17 protein-coding genes are annotated in these 20,658 nt (G+C 45.0%); 8 read left to right on the top strand and 9 right to left on the bottom strand.

The window, feature by feature from the left end; translation table 11 throughout:
* Positions 1–389: 389 nt before the first annotated feature.
* Positions 390–1,490: an SDR family NAD(P)-dependent oxidoreductase gene (locus ACUVJL_RS06325; protein WP_445245079.1), complete on the top strand. Its 1,101-nt coding sequence runs from the start codon at positions 390–392 to the stop codon at positions 1,488–1,490.
* A gap of 316 nt (positions 1,491–1,806) precedes the next feature.
* Here ACUVJL_RS06325 and ACUVJL_RS06320 read toward each other — a convergent pair whose 3' ends face one another.
* Complete coding sequence (locus ACUVJL_RS06320; RefSeq protein WP_445245078.1) at positions 1,807–3,363, bottom strand: hypothetical protein; 1,557 nt, start codon at positions 3,361–3,363, stop codon at positions 1,807–1,809.
* A gap of 220 nt (positions 3,364–3,583) precedes the next feature.
* Here ACUVJL_RS06320 and ACUVJL_RS06315 point away from each other — a divergent pair, with 220 nt between their 5' ends.
* Positions 3,584–4,603 carry an NADP-dependent oxidoreductase gene (locus ACUVJL_RS06315; RefSeq protein ID WP_445245077.1) on the top strand — a complete coding sequence of 340 codons (1,020 nt, stop codon included), beginning with the start codon at positions 3,584–3,586 and terminating at the stop codon, positions 4,601–4,603.
* A 228-nt stretch (positions 4,604–4,831) separates the two neighbouring features.
* On the top strand, positions 4,832–5,794 hold the full coding sequence (locus ACUVJL_RS06310; RefSeq protein WP_445245076.1) for an aldo/keto reductase: 963 nt from the start codon (positions 4,832–4,834) through the stop codon (positions 5,792–5,794).
* 53 nt (positions 5,795–5,847) lie between these two features.
* Here the strand turns inward: ACUVJL_RS06310 and ACUVJL_RS06305 are convergent, their stop codons facing one another.
* Both ACUVJL_RS06305 and ACUVJL_RS06300 read right to left on the bottom strand, forming a co-directional pair.
* Positions 5,848–6,765 carry an alpha/beta hydrolase gene (locus tag ACUVJL_RS06305; protein ID WP_445245075.1) on the bottom strand — a complete coding sequence of 306 codons (918 nt, stop codon included), beginning with the start codon at positions 6,763–6,765 and terminating at the stop codon, positions 5,848–5,850.
* A 131-nt stretch (positions 6,766–6,896) separates the two neighbouring features.
* Entirely contained in the window at positions 6,897–7,427 is a 531-nt protein-coding gene (locus ACUVJL_RS06300) for an HAD hydrolase-like protein (RefSeq protein WP_445245074.1), read from the bottom strand.
* 831 nt (positions 7,428–8,258) lie between these two features.
* Between ACUVJL_RS06300 and ACUVJL_RS06295 the strand changes: the two genes are divergently transcribed.
* Positions 8,259–9,791, top strand: coding sequence for an MFS transporter (locus ACUVJL_RS06295; protein WP_445245073.1), 1,533 nt, complete (start codon positions 8,259–8,261; stop codon positions 9,789–9,791).
* Positions 9,792–10,527: 736 nt separating this feature from the next.
* Positions 10,528–12,006, top strand: coding sequence for an MFS transporter (locus ACUVJL_RS06290; protein WP_445245072.1), 1,479 nt, complete (start codon positions 10,528–10,530; stop codon positions 12,004–12,006).
* Between the two features lie 39 nt (positions 12,007–12,045).
* Here the strand turns inward: ACUVJL_RS06290 and ACUVJL_RS06285 are convergent, their stop codons facing one another.
* From ACUVJL_RS06285 to ACUVJL_RS06275, 3 genes are all read right to left on the bottom strand, one after another.
* A complete protein-coding gene (locus ACUVJL_RS06285; protein WP_445245071.1) occupies positions 12,046–13,296 on the bottom strand; it encodes an RNA-guided endonuclease InsQ/TnpB family protein in 1,251 nt (416 codons plus the stop codon).
* Positions 13,297–13,495: 199 nt separating this feature from the next.
* The gene (locus ACUVJL_RS06280) at positions 13,496–15,682 is read right to left on the bottom strand and encodes a KAP family NTPase (RefSeq protein WP_445245070.1); all 2,187 of its coding nucleotides are present in this window, start codon (positions 15,680–15,682) and stop codon (positions 13,496–13,498) included.
* Positions 15,683–16,061: 379 nt separating this feature from the next.
* Positions 16,062–16,277: a hypothetical protein gene (locus tag ACUVJL_RS06275; RefSeq protein ID WP_445245069.1), complete on the bottom strand. Its 216-nt coding sequence runs from the start codon at positions 16,275–16,277 to the stop codon at positions 16,062–16,064.
* A 117-nt stretch (positions 16,278–16,394) separates the two neighbouring features.
* Here ACUVJL_RS06275 and ACUVJL_RS06270 point away from each other — a divergent pair, with 117 nt between their 5' ends.
* Both ACUVJL_RS06270 and ACUVJL_RS06265 read left to right on the top strand, forming a co-directional pair.
* Positions 16,395–17,201, top strand: a complete 807-nt coding sequence (locus ACUVJL_RS06270; protein ID WP_445245068.1) for an RNA-guided endonuclease InsQ/TnpB family protein — start codon at positions 16,395–16,397, stop codon at positions 17,199–17,201.
* A gap of 71 nt (positions 17,202–17,272) precedes the next feature.
* Positions 17,273–17,527 carry an RNA-guided endonuclease TnpB family protein gene (locus tag ACUVJL_RS06265; RefSeq protein ID WP_445245067.1) on the top strand — a complete coding sequence of 85 codons (255 nt, stop codon included), beginning with the start codon at positions 17,273–17,275 and terminating at the stop codon, positions 17,525–17,527.
* A gap of 47 nt (positions 17,528–17,574) precedes the next feature.
* On the opposite strand, the gene ACUVJL_RS06260 is transcribed toward ACUVJL_RS06265, so the two are convergent.
* From ACUVJL_RS06260 to ACUVJL_RS06250, 3 genes are read right to left on the bottom strand one after another with little or no spacing between them, the layout of a single operon-like run.
* Entirely contained in the window at positions 17,575–17,772 is a 198-nt protein-coding gene (locus ACUVJL_RS06260) for an alpha/beta fold hydrolase (protein WP_445245066.1), read from the bottom strand.
* 10 nt (positions 17,773–17,782) lie between these two features.
* Positions 17,783–18,133 (bottom strand): hypothetical protein, encoded by a 351-nt coding sequence (locus ACUVJL_RS06255; protein WP_445245065.1) that lies wholly within the window; start codon positions 18,131–18,133, stop codon positions 17,783–17,785.
* 28 nt (positions 18,134–18,161) lie between these two features.
* On the bottom strand, positions 18,162–18,554 hold the full coding sequence (locus ACUVJL_RS06250; RefSeq protein WP_445245064.1) for a hypothetical protein: 393 nt from the start codon (positions 18,552–18,554) through the stop codon (positions 18,162–18,164).
* Between the two features lie 1,218 nt (positions 18,555–19,772).
* Between ACUVJL_RS06250 and ACUVJL_RS06245 the strand changes: the two genes are divergently transcribed.
* Positions 19,773–20,531, top strand: a complete 759-nt coding sequence (locus tag ACUVJL_RS06245) for a transposase (protein ID WP_445245063.1) — start codon at positions 19,773–19,775, stop codon at positions 20,529–20,531.
* The last annotated feature ends 127 nt before the right edge of the window (positions 20,532–20,658 follow it).

Here is a 20,658-nt window from a genome sequence, read left to right as displayed (position 1 = left end):
CTAACAACTTAAAGCGAAGAGGTAGATAGGTTTTGCTAATTTTAATGGATACAAATAATATCAATTCCGGTTACACCGGAATGATGGGGAGTGGGGAGTCGGGAGTCGGGAGTCGGGGAATATGGAATTATTGACCTTGACTTTATCATTCCCATGCAACCGGAAACGATATAAGTCGCTGAGGCAATTGAACTGTCAGCGATTAAAAAACAAAAATTTGTATTTTAAATGAGATTTAAACTTAACATTAGCTCTCCTATTAGACACAGCATTAGCTCAAATATCACAACCTCTTAGTCAGAGGAGAGGAGAAGTTTAGGGTTTTAGTATCAGGTTCAGGCAATAAGGTAGACTGCGCTTCACAATACATCAGCATTTGAGTTTTAACCATGAATTCCTATATAGATAATCAGAATCCTCTTATTCTTTTTGCAGTTGGCGTGGGCGCTTTGTTCGTCCTGCTTTGGGTGGTGCGATCGTGGCGCGAACGTCAATACGATCTCACAGGCAAGACGGTGCTGCTTACGGGTGGTTCACGTGGACTTGGTTTGGTTATGGCACGACAGTTGGTGCAGCAAGGAGCGCGTTTGGCAATTTGTGCCCGCGATCGCGCTGAACTCGAAAGGGCGCGTGTCGAACTAGAGGAGTGCGGTGGAGAGGTGCTGAGTGTTCCCTGTGATGTCACCGATCGTTCCCAGGTTGACCAGATGGTGCAGCAGGTGCGCGATCGCTTCGGTCAGATCGACATCCTCATTAACAACGCAGGCACCGACCTTGTGGGGCCAATGGACGTATTGACGATCGAGGACTACGACGATTTGATGAAGCTGCATTTCTGGGCACCGCTATACACTACTTATGCGGTTTTCCCGGAAATGCGTCAACGACAGGCTGGACGCATCGTTAATATCTCTTCGATCGGCGGCAAGGTAGTTTCCCCGCATATGTTGGCGTATTGCGCGAGCAAATTTGCCTTAACGGGTTTCTCCGAAGGGATGCGGACAGAACTGGCAAAGGACGGGATTGCTGTCACAACGGTATGTCCGGGTTTCATCCGCACAGGCGTGATAGACCACGCTATGTTCAAAGGTCAGCACCGCAAGGAGTTTACCTGGTTCAGCATTGCTGATTCCTTGCCCTTAATCTCGACGAGTGCCGAAAAGGTTGCTCGTGAGACGATTGCTGGATTTCGACGCGGTGATGCAGAGGTAATTGTGCCACTTTGGACTTGGTTTAGTGCCAGACTCTATCCTCTTTTTCCAGGACTTTCTACTACTGCGATCGGTTGGTTTAATCGGTTGTTACCTGGAACAGGTGGCATTGGTACTGAACGCGCTTTTGGAAAAGACAGCCACTCATCTTTATCGCCTTCGTTGTTAACTTTTTTGAGCGACAAAGCGGCACGGCAAAACAATCAGATGGGGAGCGAGAAGGCAAATGGTGCGGCAGCAGATAAGCAGGTTGAAACTGGATCGAATGGACACGTATAAGCACAACTCTCCGCTAAAGAGGTTCAGTCCTCTGGAATCACGGCACAAATGCCAGCGCCTGAACCAGCGATTTCAGTGATGCCGCGCCCAATAATCCCTGTTCCACCGAATACTGCCAGCTTCTGCATCGCTTTGACTGCCTGTTTTCGCGATCGTTAATATAAACAGTATCAGAGGAAGTTCATTGTGCCTCTATCCTTGTGAGAAGTAAAAGGACAATAATCTCTGTGCTACCAAATACTCCTAACTGCTGCATCATTTTTACTGCTTTGTTAGACAGCTAGTGCAACTACTTTTCCTTTGTTTCTTCAGATAATCATCCTAAGTCACCAAAGAAGCTGTCATAGACGCTGTCTAAATATGGATTCCTACAATTCTCCTGAGAGGATTTTCTGGAATAGTAATCTCTGAAATCCATCCTGTCTCCTTCTGTATCAAGTCTCTTTTCTTTCAAAGCATCCATTAAATTTATGCTAGCAATGCCTAGAAAGTATTCTAATTCTTCTACTGAAATACTATGCCAATGAAAGCTCTCAGGAATAGTGGGGTATAGTTGTTGTCGTATTTCGTCCCTTAAAGATGAATTTACAAAGTAAGGTCTATCATAAGTAACAACTAATCTTTCAGTTATTTCAATCCCATCTAACCAATCGGGAACAGTACATAAACCATTTCTTCTGTCCTCCTCAAATTTCCACATTTGATGCACACCAGCACCAATATTTCGCTTAAGGTCGTCCTTAATATCGCCTAGCTGCCCCCACGTCTTAGCAGGTAAATAAAGACCTGACTGCTTCACTTCTATCAAAAGAGCAGTGCCATTTTGAATAACAAACCAGTCTGGTGTATCTTTGGGATCTTTTTTAACCACATATCTCCATTCTTGTTGGACATTTAATTCTCCAACTGCTTTTTTTAAGAGCAATCCAACATACTCCTGAAAGACCTCTCCGAAAGTCTTTCTAAACGGTTTTTTGTTGTTCTCTTTGAAGTAGTCTGATAAGGTAAAGTAAAGACCTGTAGTTACTCGTCTATAAATTAAAGCTGGGATAGGTGTTATGTAAACTTGCGAAGAATCTGGCTTAGGATTGCAATCTGGGATGATTGCAGGCTTGAGCCAAAGCGGATTAAACCTAAATTTTTCATAGTCAATAGTCGGTGGCATATCTGATATTGAGAGATAGCGAAAATCACTATATTTACATGAAATCCAATTGGCAAATGCCTTTTGCTTATTGATATCAAAATAGGATTTTAGGGTATCAGGATACTGCTCTAAATCTTCAATTAGGCGGAAAAATCCATTCTTGGCTCTACGCGAAAAAGCCAAGCTTAATACTAATGTTTCCTGTAAATTTAACCCAGAAAAGCTCTTAATCGCGTTGGCTATATCAACTTGATTGCAATTTCCACTTTTAGTCCATAAATTTTCGTAAATGAGCAGAGTTCTTGGAAGGAGGTGACGAGCTTCACGATCATAGTCTAATTGAGAAGCTCCGAATCTTATGAGAAAACCTTGTAGATTATCGCTGTCCTTTTGAAATGGATCGGGAAGCCCAAAATACATATCAATAGCTTTCAGTAAATCATCTACAGTCATATCTTTACTGTGAGGATCGTCGTTAGAGCTTTCGATTAATCGCATGGATAAATAAGCTAGAACACCATCAAAAACTGGTATATTTTTGATTTTGTGTAATCCTTTATTTGACTTAAATATTTCATAGGATAACTCTCCAATCAGCCTAAGAGCATCATTAAGCTTAAATTCCCTTAAATATTGTCCAATGTCATTGGGAGAGTATTCTTTCCCTCCTATAGAATCGTAAGTGATTATATTTTTTCCAGCCACATCACCTTCAACTCTACTCATATCCTCTCCCGATCTAAAACTTAAGCTAGCTTTGTAGTACAGTATAGCACATTTGTCTGTATCACCATCACGTTTGGTAACGCTCTCTAATTATGTCTGATGAAAGATGTTGAGCCAGTGATTATCAACTCCAATGGTTAGTAAGCTTGTTGAGATGATTGTCCAGCCTGGTACAGCACTAATCGATGCTCAAAGCATTGGAAGAAAATAGGAATCATCAATGCCTAATTCAACTAACAAACAAATCTTACTCAAAAGCCGCCCAGTTGGGGAACCAAAAGAGAGTGATTTCGCCCTAATCGAAACCCCAATCCCAGAACCAGGGGAAGGCGAAGTTCTCAACCGCACGATTTACCTGTCCCTTGACCCCTATATGCGCGGACGCATGAGCGATCGCGAATCTTATGCTTCTCCCGTAGAATTGGGTTCCGTGATGGTCGGTAGCACAGTTAGCCAAGTGGTGAAATCCAACCATCCCCAATTCAGGGCAGGAGATTTTGTGCTCGGTTATGACGGTTGGCAAACTTATAGCGTATCGAAAGGCGAAACGTTGCGCAAGCTTGACCCCAATCAAGCACCCATCTCCTATGCCTTGGGCATAACGGGGATGCCGGGAATGACGGCATATTTTGCGCTGCTTGATATTGGGCAACCACAAGCAGGCGAAACAGTTGTCGTTTCTGCTGCCTCTGGCGCAGTCGGTTCTGTAGTCGGTCAAATTGCTAAACTCAAAGGCTGTCGGGCAGTGGGGGTGGCTGGGAGTGAGGATAAATGCGATTACGTAGTGAAAGAATTAGGATTTGATGCGTGCATTAACCGCAAAACTCAAGACCTCAGTTCAGCACTGAAAGCCGCTTGTCCTAAGGGAATCGATGTTTACTTTGACAATACGGCGGGTCCAATTTTAGAAGCCGTTTTGCAGCAGATTAATCTTGGGGCCAGAATACCACTGGTTGGTTTAATCTCGCAGTACAACGCAGAAACTCCTCCTCCTGGCCCTAATTTGATGCCACTGTTGGTTAAACGAGCGTTAATCAAAGGTTTTCTTGTGGGAGATTACCAACACCGTCAGGCAGAGTTTGTAAACGATGTTTCTCAGTGGTTGCAGTTCGGGAAGCTCAAGTATAAAGAAGACGTTGTAGAGGGTTTGGAAAATGCTCCCCACGCCTTCATTGGTTTACTGCAAGGGAAAAACTTTGGCAAGCTGATTGTTAAGGTAAGTGACGATCCAACGCGATGAGCGTGGATTATGAAGCAGTTGAGATGCCCGACTTCTCTAAGAAGTGGGGCATCTCCTCTTCACGAGCGATCGCATAACGCATCAACTCAACCATGTACCTCACACCTCGTAAATTGCCAATACTCAGTTCTAGTGTGTCTCAAGCAAGATGTTGTAAACGTTTCCTTGCGTTTGAATTTGCTCATAGCTATATACACTTAAGCAATAGCTGCAAAACAAGGAGAACAGATGTCACAAAGTACGTCAAACTCAGAAATGGTATACCGAACTCTTGGCAGCACAGGAGAGAGGGTTTCTGCGATCGGATTGGGTGGTTGGCACATCGGATTGAAGTATGTTGATGAGCAACTGGGTATCCGGATTGTTCGCAGTGCGATCGACCGTGGCATCACTTTTATGGATAACAGTTGGGATTACAACGGTGGAGTCAGCGAGATTCGCATGGGGAAAGCTCTCCGCGATGGCTACCGAGACAAAGTATTCCTGATGACGAAAATCGACGGCCGTTCCAAGAAAGAAGCCGCAAGACAGCTAGACGAATCACTGCAACGCCTGCAAGTTGATTGCATCGATCTGGTCCAGCACCACGAAATCCTCCGGTTCGAGGACCCGCATCGAGTTTTCGATCCAGAAGGGGCAAATGCCGCCTTAATTGAGGCGCGGGAAGCTGGCAAACTCCGATATATTGGCTTCACCGGACACAAAGACCCCCAGATTCATTTGCATATGCTGGAAGTTGCAGCCAGTTATGGGTTTAAGTTTGATGCGGCTCAGTTGCCGCTGAATGTGATGGATGCACACTACCGAAGCTTTGCGAAGCTGGTTGTGCCAGAACTGGTTAAACAGGACATCGGCATTCTTGGCATGAAAAGCATGGGAAACGGGATTTTGTTACGGTCAAATACGGTAACGCCAATTGAGTGTCTGCACTATGCGCTGAATCTACCTACATCGGTTGTGGTTACGGGAATTGACAGCATGGAGATTCTCGATCAAGCGTTTGAGGCGGTGCGGACGTTCCAGCCAATGAATGACGAGCAGGTGCGATCGCTGTTAGCAAAAACAGCAGAAGCAGCATCGCGCGGCGAGTTTGAGCCATTCAAAACTTCATCAATTTTCGACAGCACTGCCCAGAATCTAGATTGGCTGGGAGAGGAACCACAGCGCATCCAGCAACTGATGCCAACGTGATCGAGAGAGCTTGAGCAACAGTAAATAAATTTAGATTGGACGAGGATACCCTGCTACGCCGTGAACCAGTCTAGTGCAGACTCTATAATCGCAGGGGGAATTGTGTGGGGGCCGTCGAATTCCCGATAAACCACATCGTAGCCAGCACCCCGCACCTGTGGCACTATCTTACGGCTACAAGGATCGATCGGTAAAACCGAGTCTCGCGTGCCGTGCGAGATAAACAGACGCGGTTCGCCAACCTGTGAAGCTGGTGCCATAAACCCCGGCGAGAACGCTATGACATAGCTGAACAAGTCGCCGTTGGTGATGCCGACACTTAGGGCATAGGAAGCCCCATCCGAGAAGCCCTCGATCGCAATGCGGGTAGAGTCTACAGCGTAGCGGCTGAACGTCTGCGCCAGTGCCTGGTCAATCAAGGCGATATCGGGACCGTACCCACCCACCAGCACATCCCACGTCCGGCCGCGCGAGGCAGGTGCCAGCAGGATGAGTCCAGTGGCATCGGCGAGGTTTTGGAACGGACTCAGACCGCCGGGTGCGTCGCCACCTGCTCCGTGCAGCATCACCACCAGTGGTGCGGGTCGGGAAGCTTGGTAATTTTTAGGCACGTAGAGGAGTCCGTCGCGCTTGGTGGAAAGTCCCAACGGTTGCAGACCGCTTGGTGCCGTTCCCGTAGGCTGCGTTGGTCGTGCCAGCAGGCGTCCGTTTACAGATGCCCGATCCTGATTCTGTGGTTTGTCTGTTCTCATTGATGTAATTCTCTCCATAGAGTTGGTGGTACAGGCCGATCCCATCGCCCCAGTGATGCCTACGAAAAACATTCCAAGTAGGTGCCTTCGCGTTAAGCCCGAAGCTATGTGGGTTTCTGCTTCACGTCTGATCAGAGTAGGACGTTTCCCATTCGCCCTCCAGCTTGACCCGCACCGACTTTGCCCAATCACTGGGCGTACAGACAAGCCAGTAGCCATCTTCTTGTCCTTTAACCTGAGCCGCATTTTAGTTTTCTGCATTGTGGGAAATCCCAGAATAGGCTTGAATAGATATTTAGGTAATGCCCTTGCTATCTATAATTTCCGTTTCATGAATATCCGGTCAATTACTATACTTCTGTAAGGTTGGGGACGATCGCCTGTTGATGTTGCTCGATCCAGTCCCATGCCCATTGAAAAGGGACGCCTGCTCGTTGGGCGGCTTGTTCATCTTCCGGGCGATCGCCCACATAAAGAGAATTTTGCGGACTGTGTTTGTGTCTGACCATTGCTAATTGCAACATACCCGATCGCGGTTTGCGGTACTGCCCAGACCACTTAGTTTGGCTGTGGTTATAAACATTGTGACCAGTGACGCGGAAACACTTTTTACCCTCAAAGTCGGGGCAGTAGATTTCTCTCAACTCTGGGAATAACTCAAGCGTGTATTGCTGTTCCTTGATGCACTCTTGCATAGACTTATGACCTGCGGCAACTCCACCTTGGTTGGTGATGCCGGCAATTATCCAATCGTCTTTGTAGGCGCGAAGGGCAATGTCGGCACCTTCAATAATGCGTTGATCTTTGGGATGTTGGAAGTATTGTTGTCCGCTGAGTGGTTCACGGAGCGTACCATCCATATCTATTAGTAATAAGCTCATCGTTCCCTAGAAAATTTCCTGTTTTATTAAACATCCTAAGCTGCGATCCATTTCCTCTCCTCTAGCTAATGGAATGTACTGCAGCGGGCGATCGACCTATCTTGAAACGCAAGGGGTTGCTGCACCGCCAGAGATACAAATCTCGCCCATCAAGGAATTTAGCCGCACCTCACTCTCAGCAGAGACAACCGCTTCCTTTTGCCCCTCCTTACTGAAACAAACTTGATGATTGCCTCAAGCCCGATGCCTCTCCAAGCCCAACAACAGCAACCACCTGGTAATTTATTGGCTTCAATCGAGCCTACTCCTTAAAGTCCTCATTAAAAATTTTGCCGCTTGAAGATGAAATCACTCTAGGAAAGTTTTATCTAGTTGAAATGTACGAGCTCAACTTCTAACTCCAAATACCTTAGAGCTAGCATATCTGCATCCTCCTCAGAGTTTAGAAAGAAGTCTATCTTGAGAAATAACCTCTAATGATTAACTCTAAAATAATTTAAGCAAATATTGTTGTAACTAACCGCTTAAAGTTTGTTTACAAAAAATAATAATAATCTATAAAAATTTTTGTCAATTTATTAAAGTTCTACTATACTAGAATACAGAAAGTTATTATATAAATTCTGTATAAAAAAACCTGGTTGTTTGGGACAGGTTGTGGCTATATTTCCGAAATACTTTATGGCGTTTACTAGTTAACGCTCAGCAGGTAAGAAATTGCCATTGCAGGATTTAAATAAAGCATTCTTTAGAACATTGGTTTTGAGACCTACACTCAGAGCAAAGCAGTAAGGTAGTTCCGATTAACTGTTTAAATATTGTCTAGATAATATGTTGCATCCACAACAAGATAGCATTTTAGTAGAAACGAGTCCTCTGGCCCCTCTGGTCATTGAGGAAATCCCAGATAATAAGGCATTATCAGAGCCGATACTTACTACAAACCCGCATCTTAAAATTCCCAAGCGAGATATTCGGAAAAGCCTCAAGGCATTAACTACCGAAGGTGCTTTTGCTACCGTATTTTACAGTATTATTGGCGGCGCGTTGCTTAGTAATTTCTTGTTGGATCTCGGTGCCAGTACAGTGGAAATTGGTCTGCTCGCCTCAATCCCTCAGCTAACGAATTTGCTGCAACCGGTGGGAGCCTATCTGGGAGACCACATCAAGAGCCGCCACTGGTATTCCCTGGTGATTTTCGGCTCGTCGCGGCTGCCGTGGTTGCTGATTGTGCCGGGGATTTGGTTGGTGGGCACATCTCGTATCCAGCCACGCCAGTTGGTGCTGTTTACATTGGCAATTATCTGCCTGAGTAATTTCATGGAAGCTTTGGGTCGTGCTTCCTTTCTTAGCTGGATGGCTGTGTTAGTACCAGACCGATTGCGGGGGCGGTATTTTGGCTTCCGCAATAGTATTGTGACCTTCACCAATCTCATCGGCGTGCCGCTGCTGGGCCTAGCGGTATCGAAGTGGCCGGGTGGTTCGCTCTGGGGCTTCGGTGTCGTCTTGGTTGTGGGAGTTGTGTTCGCAATACTCAGTCTGATCTTTCAGTTCTGGATAACCGATGTCAACCCGCAGCTAGTACACGCCGCCGATTCGGATACAGACCACGGCTCGCCCTTGAAGAAAGTTTTTAGCTTCCTCAAAGATGCCAATTTTTTGAGGTTTTTGTTTTACTCATCCTTCTGGAGCTTTGCGGTTAACATCAGCGCTCCCTTCTTTAACCTCTACTTGCTGGGGGACCTCAACCTAGATGTCAGCGTGGTAACGCTCTATAACAGCTTGGGGGCTGGTGCTAACTTGCTGATGCTGATGTTCTGGGGCAGACTGGCTGACCGGATTGGCAATCGCCCACTGATGATAACTGTGGGAATCTTGGTGGCTCTGACGCCTCTACTGTGGCTACAATCTGGAACTTCTCCCATTTTCCTTTGGGCTTGGTTCCCCTTGTTGCACATACTCGGCGGTGCGACTTGGGCAGCGATTGACCTGTGCAGTGGCAATCTGATGATGTCGGTGACACCGCTACGCAATCAGTCGATTTATTTTGCTGTTGCTGCGGCGCTTCCTGGAATCACTGGGGCGATCGGAATCACTGTTGGCGGCTATGTCGCGAGTCTGACTGATTTTGGTGGTTTGCCAATGGCGTTTGCTCTCTCAGCCGTCTTGCGGCTGTTGGCCCTCCTGCCCTTGGTGTTTGTTCACGAGCAGCGAGCTGTGCCTGTGAGTGAGCTAATGCGAGTTTTGATCCCAACACTCAAGCGTCAAGCAGCGGCTATTCAAGCAGGACGCACCAGTTTAAAACCATTACCATTAATAGATGATCTTGAGGATGAAAGCCCACCAGCAAGCTCATCCACTTAGTCTTGAGAGGGCGAAGTGACGAACCCTCCCCGTGAACGGGGAGGGATTTTTATTCATAGTTCATGGCAATCAGTCAGTCATCTCGTTTCCGGCAACCGGAAACGAGATAAGAAGATTCAAGGCGGTTTTAACCGCCGTCTCGTTTTCCTCTCTAAGCTCAAGCCACGCTCGGAACCCACTTACCGAGTGTTTTTTTATGAACTACTGCGGAAGAGTATGCTTGTGCAATTTCAGAAATTTTAAGTATAATTGCTTATAAAACATTTTTTTTTACATATCTATCCTAGTGGGGATGTAGCAAGAAACGGAATAAGGGTGGTTTTTCGGTTTATCATATGTTAATGTAGCGAATATTACAAAAAACGCTCGTCAGGAACCTCAGCCTAAAGGCATGAGGCTTGAAGGAGGAATCTAACAAGCCATTCTGACGGGCCTTGCGTCTTAACTGACTACGTTTTTTGAGTCACGATACCCGCTTGATGCGTAGCTAGTCCGTTGCTCTATCGTTGAGAGTTAAACAGTTCGGTATGTCACGCTCAACAGTGCTTTCAGCTTAACAAGCTCATTAAACCTTGGCGAAGTACAGACGACCTGGCAGGTCGTCTCTTCTACTCCGAAAAGAGATTGAGGCAACCATACCTCACCTCTGGGGCAAGCATACCCCTCCACCCCGCGAGGGGATCCAATTCAATGTAAAGCCGTCCTAAAAGGACGGGGTTTCAAACCCATAGTTCTGATGAATCCTCTACTGACAGGATTACTAAACTTGCAAGTAGTCGTTGAAGATTTTGAACACACTGACAAAGATTTACTATTAAAAGTCGAACCAGAGAATAGGGCATTATCAGAGACGGTATTTCCTCCAACGCCGCCTCAAAAAATCCCCAAGCGAGAAATTCGGACAAGCCTCAAGGCATTAACTACCGAAGGTGGCTTCGCTACAGTCTTTGCCAGTATCATTGGCGGCGCGTTGCTTAGTAATTTCTTACTGGATCTCGGTGCGAGTACAGTAGAAATTGGTTTGCTAGCCTCAATTCCTCAGCTAACCAATTTGCTGCAACCGCTGGGAGCCTATCTGGGAGACCGCATGAACAGCCGCAATTGGTATTCCCTGTTTATTTTTGGCTCGTCGCGGCTGCTGTGGTTGCTGATTGTCCCAGGGATTTGGTTGGTCAGTTCATCTCGTATGGCTGGACATCAGTTGGTAGTGTTGACACTGGCAATTATCTGGGTGACTAATATCATGGAAGCTTTGGGGCGTGCTTCCTTTTTTAGCTGGATGGCTGTGTTAGTACCAGAGCGATTGCGGGGGCGGTATTTTGGGTTTCGCAATAGTGTTGTTACCTTAACCAATCTCATCGCTGTGCCGCTTCTGGGTCTAGCAGTATCGAAGTGGCCCGGTGGCTCGCTCTCTGGCTTCGGTGCGGTATTGGTTCTGGGAATCGTGCTGGGGATAATCAGTCTGGTCGTTCACTTCTGGATGACTGATGTGAATCCAAAGCTTTTACAGGGCACCGATTCGGATACAGACCACCTGTCGCCTTGGGAGACTGTTTTTAGCTTCTTCCAAGATGCGAATTTTTTGAGGTTTCTTCTTTACGCAGGCTTCTGGAGCTTTGCGGTTAACATCAGCGCTCCCTTCTTTAACCTCTACTTACTGGGGGATCTCCACCTCGATGTCAGTGTGGTAACGCTCTATAACAGCTTGGGAGCTGGTGCTAACTTGCTGATGCTGATGTTCTGGGGCAGACTGGCTGACCGGATTGGTAATCGCCCGGTGATGATAATTGTGGGAGTTTTGGTGGCTCTGACGCCTCTACTGTGGCTAGAAGCTGGAACTTCTTCTATTTTCCTTTGGGCTTGGTTCCCCTTCTTACATATAGTGGCCGGGGGGACTTGGGCAGCGATTGACCTGTGCAGTGGCAATCTGATGATGTCGGTAACGCCGCTACGCAATCAGTCGATTTATTTTGCTATTGCGGCCGCGGTTCCTGGAATCACTGGGGCGATCGGCATCACTGTTGGTGGCTATGTCGCGAGTCTGACTGATTTTGGTGGTTTGCCAATGGCGTTTGCTCTCTCAGCCGTCCTGCGCCTGTTTGCCCTGCTGCCCTTGGTGTTTGTTCACGAGCAGCGTTCTGTGGGTGTGGGTCAGCTAATACGTGCCCTATTCCCAGCCAGACAACCAATAGAGCTGATTGAAGCAAAGGATTGACACTCTGGGCGCGTAAAACGCACGGAGATTCTGAAGAAACTACCAAATGGCAATTCTTGAGGGCGCTGTCAAGACACCTCTACCAACTCCGTCAAGGTCAAGCCTTAACATTGTCGCTACTTTTCTCAAAATGTTGGCTGCCCCATTGCAGTCAGCATTGATGTACCAGTTTTTCGCACCCGTCCGGTACAAACCGCGTTTTACCCGCCTACCCGCTTCCTTCCACCCATCAGGTTTTTCACCGATTGTAGGTAGAAAGTCACGGTCTACAAATGATGCTTTAGACGTGTAACTTTCTTCAGTTTCGACAAACTTAATGCCGTGCTGTTCGCACAGTTGAGCGATTCGATTCTTTAGTCGTGCCGTAGGGATTTGAACAAACTTTTGATTTGTCTTTTTGCCCATATTGGCAGAATCTTTCTGTTCTTTGTTCCACCCAAAAACGATAACACCGATTCTGTTCTCGATACAGTGATTGACGACTAAACGAGCTACTTTATTCACGGCATCGCGTATCTGACGGTTTCGTTTTTCGGTTAATCGCGCCAATTGATGCGACCAAAAACCATTATGTTTGCCCTCCATCAAAGTTGCCACCCGCTTGTTGTACCACTGGTTGACCGACTTTAAATGCTTGCCATCAATAATAAAGCTTGTCCCTGAGTTACTGACGCAAGTAAGCCAGTTATCAATACCGTGATCGATGCCTAAAGCTTTTTGATTGTCTACGACACCTTGGACACTGATTGACTTGTAAACAAATTCGGCGTAAAAACAGCCATTTCTGGGGAGAATTCTAATTTCTCGAATATTGGCATAGTCTAAGTTGGAAGGCATTGGGACTTGAAAATTCTTCAGTCCAAACCAAGCTTTTACTTTTTGTCCGAGAGGGATTGAAATTTGACCATCAATCAACTTTTTCCCAAGCGCTTGCTTCGGATAAGCTACCAAATGAAGTCCGCCAGTAGTACGGTAATTTGGGAATTTTGGTTTAAATTCAAGCTTGTCTTCCCGAAATAACTTGATCAATCCTTTGAAAGATTTTACCGATTCACCAACAGCACCACAAGTCTGTTGAGCAGCTTGAGCGCATAAAGCCCCGTAATGAGGATTGCGCTTTAATGCGTTAATTACGTCAAACGGACGAACGTAAGTATGAGCCTTGAAGTATATTTGACGAGCGTAATAAACCGCACAATTGTGTAGTTTGTTTGATTCTTGGCAAATATATTCTAGAACCGCCTTGAGTTCTTTGTCAGGCTTGAGTAGTATCTGTTGACACCCAAACATTTAAATGCTCATTTGTTATATGTTGATTATACACTGTCAATCAACAGAGTCAAGCGCTCTATTAGGAATAAATTTAGGAACTAGCCCTGCTTGCTTCGCTGAACGATGAGTTTCTAACGTTCGTTGCCAGTCAGTTGCCTCATACCATCCACGTCATTTGGATTACCCGATCGAGGCTCTAGCACTGCTATTCGACCCTCTAAATCCTTGCCTGATCCGAGCCTTGTCCCTGCTGCTGCATCTCATATTCTTGGATAAATTGGGCGATCGCATTTTTCCGATCTTCTGTTAACTGGCTCGTTTCGCCAAGACTACTGATTCGCTCAACGATCGCGGATGGTTCGAGATAGGGTTCGAGCCAGCTAAGGTCAAGTTTGTAGCCTGTCTTTTGAGTTTCGTTCGACCCATCCTCACTAAAATCTTTTGGCAGCACATTCTCCAAGAAATTAACTAGCCCTTCGTCATCCTCAATAATCTTTTCAACCCATTGCTTGACTTCCTCTTGTCCTGCCCAACTTTGCCAATAGTGTAAATTTTCAGATAGCTTTGGGGTTTGCAGTAGGGAGTTTTGTCCTGCACCATCTCGCAGCCGCTTCAAGGCTATTCCTTCAAGTTCTTTAAGGTGTTCTACACTCTGGAGCCATTCCTCTGCGGGGATAGATTCCTCCGCTCCATACTTACCTTGTTCCTGACCTAAGGCTGCTACTTCGCGCACAATTATCGATAAGGCGTTACCATTTGACATTGCCTCTTTCAAGGTTTCAAACCGTGCTTGTTCGTCAATCCGACGCAACAATCGTGAGATCAGGCGTTGAATTCTAATGTCATTGGCAAAATCAAACATTCCCTGCGGTTCGTCTTCCGGAGGCAAAAGCTGGTCGCCGACATCAAACAAAGCTTTCACAATTGAAGGAATGCAATCGGTAGGAATTTCTTTTTCAGGGTAATCCTCAAGCCGTTCGAGAAATACCCGAACTTGCGTCGTGCCATCAGAGCGTTTTTGATGAGCGAGTTCTACAAGATTTTCCCCCAATGCCTTTGCATCTTTTGCCACGGCAAAAATTGCTTTAATCTCAGCATCCGAGAATTCATCTTGTGTTAATACTAAACAGAAGTAGTTGGGAAATATATCTAAGCTACAAATCCGTAATTGTTTGCTCCATATTGATTCATCTTGTGCAGGGGAATAGGTATTATGCCAAACAGCTTCTAACTTAGGAAAAAGCTGCAATAGTAACCGTTTAACTGGTTCTTTATCCTCATCATCTTCAAACTTAGTCACCCACGAATCGTGAAAATCTTTGATTTCGTCCAATGTTGGAATTAGAGAACCTTTCCCATCCACATTTCCCGCAAAGAATTTAGGATTTTTGCGGATTATGTCATATATCATTGGGCGAAAGGCTCGCAGGGACTCAATAGCAATGAAATCAACTGGGTTCACTTCATCTTTCACCGCTGGGTATGTCACGGTTAAGAGGTTGGTCAGACGAGTAATGTCGCGAGGGTTGGTAATAAAGTGGTCTATCCCTTGTAAATAAACATTGCCCCAGCGATTTTGATTGAGGAGTGGCCTTGGTGCGTCAGCCAGTATGCCATTCAGTTTTTCAAAAAGTAGCTTGCGGAGTGAGGTTTTATCTGGGAGAGGTAACTCAAAAGAAGCTTGAACAATCTGATTGAGGTAGATTTTTCCGGGTAGAGGTTGTGTATCTGCGAGGGTTTTGATGACAACTTCTTGATCGAAAACGAGCAAATAGACAACGTTAGTAAAGTTGGGAATTGATTTAATAAGATAAAATAATTGACTAATCTCTTCAGCGGAGAGCCTGTCAATATCGTCAATCGTTACTACGATTCGCGGATGCTGCTTTTCTAGTGTATCTTCGACTTCTTCTTTTAAGTCGGAAGTCTCCTTTTCTTTATCGTCAAATAATTTTACAAGTGCCTTGCTAGCTTGAGCGTAAGGAATAGGAATTTCAGAAACTGCTTTAGCCAGATTGGTTATTCGACCTAGGATGCCTTTGGGGACAGCTTTAAATTGGCTCAAAACAGCCTGTAATTGACCAATAAAGCGCCTGGTGATGTCTTCGCCCCCAGAAAATAACCAGGGATTAAAAGGGACAATAATAGGTTGTTCGCTCTCTGGCTTTTGCTGGAGATAGTACGTTAAAAAGTTCAATAGTGTGGATTTGCCAAAACCTGAGGCACCGTAAACTGCAATAACGAACCCTTCAGGAAAGTTCATTTGGCAAATACTGTCTGCCAGATGTTTGGCGAAGGGTGCATATCCTAATCGGTCTTGTTTTGGCTCGAGTAAAGCGTTATCTGCGGATGAGTCACTAAAATCCTCCGGCAAGATTTCTGAATCGTTGTTTGTATGAGCCATACAGCCTCTCTCTTTGTTAGCTAAGGTAATCTTGCCGTTCAAGGTTTGTTTTAATTAACACCCCACTTGCCTGCTGAGTTGGGGGTGTTGAATTACTTCCTAATTATGCGATTGCTTATCTTTATAGATGCTCATAGAATAGCATCAAGGAAGCTCGGTTCTTGTCTACTGTTAGATGGATATTAACGTTAAGCTAGCTTGTGTAGAAGGCACAGAGTTACCAAAGTTAAACACCCGTTTGCACGCGCGCCTAAGTGGGCGATCGCACCAAACAAAAGCATCCTGGTGAGGCAGAACACCAGCATCGGTTTTTCTACGATCGCACCTTAAGCCAATCGACAATAGTGGGAGGAAGGTTTCGCTGGACTTTAGTGCTGACTTACATCCCGATGTGCCCAACCGGGAAGGAGCGCAAAGTGTAGTCTGGGCTAGCAATGTATGTCTTAAGAGCTAAGGAAGATGCTGGAGGAACGAGATGATATTGCTCGGCGTAAATGTTCAAAATCGGGATGCGGATGTTTCCCAGATCCACTCGCTTGTTGCCAATCTCGACCTGACCTTGGATCAGTTTGTTTCCCTGATAGAAATCTTTCATCAGAAATTTGGGCGGAGCGTAGCGGAGGGTTGAAACCCCGTCCTTCTAGGACGGCTTTACAAAGATTTTACATTGAGTCGAGCATTGATATCACAATCGAAGTGTTAGACTGTGAGCATGACGCTCAAAGCCTTCAGCTATCGATTCTACCCAACTCCGGAACAAGAGAGTTTGTTGCGACGGACAATGGGTTGCGCTCGTTTAGTATACAACCGTGCCTTAGCCGTAAGAACCGAGGCATGGTACAAAGACCAAAAACGGGTAGGGTATGCTGAAACCTCTTCAATGCTAACCGAATGGAAGAAAACAGAAGAGTTAGATTTTCTGTCGGAAGTTAGCTGCGTACCGTTACAGCAATGCTTGCGACATTTACAAACGGCTTACACCAATTTTTTTGATGGGCGGGCGAAATATCCCAACTTCAAGAAAAAACGCAATGGTGGTAGCGCAGAGTTTACCAAATCTGCTTTCAAGTTTAAGGATGGACAAGTTTACTTAGCAAAGTGTGCCGACCCGTTGCCAATTCGTTGGAGCCGGATGCTACCTGTCGGTTGCCGACCATCAACCATTACGGTGAAGCTTTCACCATCTGGTAGGTGGTCAGTTTCCCTGTTGGTGAATGTTGAAATTGAAGCATTACCTCATTCAGGCAGTCAAGTTGGTATTGACTTGGGCATTACAAGTTTACTCGCTCTTAGCACTGGTGAAAAAATTGCCAATCCCAAAGGATTTAAGGCAAAATATCGCAAACTTAGAACAGGGCAGAAAGCTTTAAGCCGGAAACAGAAAGGGTCAAACAACCGTCACAAAGCACGACTCTTCGTAGCGAAAGTACATCAAGAAATTGCTGATGCAAGAAAAGATAACCTTCACAAGTTAACAACGCGGTTGGTGCGCGAAAACTTGCGCCATCGCCGCCCTTGAATTTGGCTGTGAAGAACATGATTAAAAATCCCAAACTTGCCCTTGCCATAAGTGATGCAAGTTGAGGCGAATTGGTCAGGCAACTTGAATACAAGTGTGAGTGGTACGGTCGTACTTTAATTAAGATTGACCGATGGTTTCCGAGTTCAAAACGGTGTGGCAATTGCGGACACATCGTTGACAAGATGCCGTTGAATATCCGGGAATGGGATTGTCCTAATTGCGGGACGCACCATGACCGAGACATCAACGCGGCAAAGAATATTTTGGCGGCAGGGCTTGCCGTGGAGCGTCTGTGGAGCGACCGTAAGACCCGAACAGAGTAAATCTGTTAAGGCAGGTGCGAAACCCCGTAAGGGACAGAAGCAGAAACCTAAATCGTGAGGTTTGGGAATCCTCGCCGTTCTACGGCGGGGTGGATGTCAATGATGTGAAAATCGACGGGGGTGACCATAGTAATCAGGTTTTTTACCTTCTCTGAGTAAAGAGAACTGTAGCAAAGACTAAAGGTTCCTCCCTGACAAATGCTTAACAGGTTGATTTGCTCTAAGTTGTGACGATCGCGTACCACATCCACACAGTTATTGATATAGCCTATTGATGTAGTCGTCAAGGGTTAACCAGCGATCGCCTCGACTCGGATAGCCCCAGTCAATCAGGTAAACATCCAAACCAAGCTCGAGCAAATTCGCAACCAGCGATCGCCCCTCCTGTAAATCGACAATGTAGGGACGGTTAACCATAGCGTAAACAATGAGGATGGGAATATTCAGCGAATGCTCAACTTTCGGCGAGAAGCGGTACAGCAATACCTTATCTTCCCGGTATACTTCTTCCCTGGGAGTCACCCGAACCTGAATATCTTCCTCCCGCAGGCGGGTAAAAATCTCAACGCCCTTGACCAGCTTTTGGATTAGCTCTCTGGTTGCCATATTGATATTCTGAATTCATTGCGAATAGTCACTCCAGAGGTGGTTTAGTCTCATGGTAGGAGTAGAGAAACAGACCGAAGAGAATCGAGAACACAAGGTCGATCGCACCCGGAACTAGATAGAGTGGGTGAAGATTGCCGATCGCGGTGTGATAAGCCAACACGGGGAAAACCGAGGATTGGGCGCAGATTCCAAGTTTCACGATATCCTGGCGGGAAAGGTCATTACCAACCCACCAATAGCCAATCCCGAAAATGAATATCAACACAATAAACATATGTAAATACTCGGGATTGGTCAGGGGTTTCAGATTAAGCAACTGGCGAATCCATTGGTCGCCAAACAGTAACCTCACAGATTCAACGCAATTTATTACAGCCTTGCCCAAAAATACGTACTTCCACGTCATCGAATTTTTCATAGTTCATACTTCAACCTTTTATCTTATCCCACTTCTCCCAAAGTCTGCTACAATAGTATGAGAGTTTAAAGATAGTTATATGAAAGTAAACTACCAAGAAAAAATTGAAGAAACCACTACTGAGTAAAAAATAATTATGGCTCGAGCCAGAGCTGTAACTCGCTAAACAAAAAGTTCAGGCACTTTATTTGTTAAAATCAGAGTCACGCCGCGAGTATTACACATATAGCTGAACTTTTAGGGGTACATATAATCACCGTACAAAGATGGTTAAAGTAATATAATGATGGCGGTGTGCGATCATTATTAAAGCTGCGCCATTCGACTGGGAGACCCCGAGTAATTCCCTCAGAAGTAATAGCAGGAATCTCGACAAAAATCAGTGAGGAATCCTGCGAGTTTAAGAGTTACAAAAAATTGCGGCATGGGTCGAAGATAACTATCAAGTATCCGTCACATATCAAACTTTACACAAGCAACTGCACGGCTTCGCATGAAAGCCAAGTTAAAAGTACCAATGCCTTTGAGTAAAAAAAAAATCCGGCGGCAGCAATCGAGTTTAAAAAAAACTATAATAAAAATTGCTGAAAGTTTTCTTATGGTTGGAGTCCACTACCGCTAATCTAGCAAAAAATGGTCTTAAATATTGGTGTCAAGATGAAACTAGAATCGGCTTAAAAACCAGGGTAAACGCTTCTCAATTAAGTTGACAAAAAATCATATTTGTGCATAACTTATTGTCTGAGAAAACCCTTCTTAAAAATCTTAAATCTGATGCAATTAACCAAGTTAAAATCGAGCTTTAAAAACTTCTGAATTCTCAAAGCTGAATCAATTTAGATCAGGAATCCGTTTTATTTTTCGAGCGTTAGCTGGCAGAGTCTATAATTTGAACTAAATAATTATTATCCATTCCCGCCAGATACCGCTTCATTTTTAAACTTCCTTTACATCCTTTTTCCTGTTTCAGTAGACCTCTTGCGAAAGTCTCAGGCGATATTTAATTTAGCCTTTAAACAATACTCCGGACAGTTTTTAAAGAGGGATGCGATGGCTTCGGCAAGCAACGCTTACGCAATAAATCACAGAAGCGAAAAAAGTGAGTGCAATCTGAACCCAAAATGAACAGAAAAAAAGGCGCTCTTTTAGGTTAAGCTATAAAAACACACAAGCTTAACAGATTGCCTTAGGAAGATTATTGAATCCATCTTACAACAAATGCCAGGGATTAGTCAACCCCAAAAGAAGTTTTTAATCACTTTATTCTCAACTATTTTGCTTGTTTATGGCAAGGTCAACTTCACCAATCTCAGTCGTTATAGTTGTTTGAGCGAAAAAACCTACCGTCGTCACTTTCTCAAAAGCTTTAACTTTCCACAATTCAATCAATATTTCCTTGAAAAAGCCTTAAATCCTGAACACACCGTCATTGCTGTTATTGATTGTTCTTTCTTAACAAAAAGTGGCAAAAAAACTGACGGTAAGGCTTATTTTTATAATAGTGTAGCTGGGAATTCGGAACAGGGATTGGAAATTTCTGTGATTTCTATTGTCGAAATTGAGACTCGTTTATCTTATAGCTTAAGCGTGCAACAAACTCCATCACGTCCTCAAATAAAGCCCGTGAAAAAACTGCCACAAAAACCGAAGAATAGCTGGTCAAAAAAATCTAGCAAAAAACCGGAGTCTCAAAGCTCAACGCCTGACATCACAAGAGTTGATGACTATGCAAAACATCTAAAGAATACTCGTTGTTACTTCCCAACTTCTGTACGTTATTTGGTGGCTGATGGCTATTACTATCGCTCTAAATTCTGGGATGCTGTGCGGGACTTAAATTTAGACTTTATTGGCAAGTTAAGAAGTGATGCTAACCTGCGCTATTTCTATACAGGTGAACAAAAGAAGCTGGGAGCTCCACGTAAATATGATGGTAAGGTTGACTGCCATGATTTGAGTCGTCTTAACGGGACTTAAACAAAAAATACGGTAAAAATACGTTATAATGCTTGCATAGCAAGCATATAACGTTAAAGAATGACCAATGAAAGAGACAACCCCTGCCGCGATGCCCCCCTGCTTCGATAGATGGTGTCAAAGATTT

The organism is Microcoleus sp. OTE_8_concoct_300, from assembly GCF_031383065.1.
GTDB lineage: Bacteria > Cyanobacteriota > Cyanobacteriia > Cyanobacteriales > Microcoleaceae > Microcoleus.
Note: the sequence above shows the minus strand (reverse complement) of the source record. Positions and strands in the feature narration are given on the sequence as shown.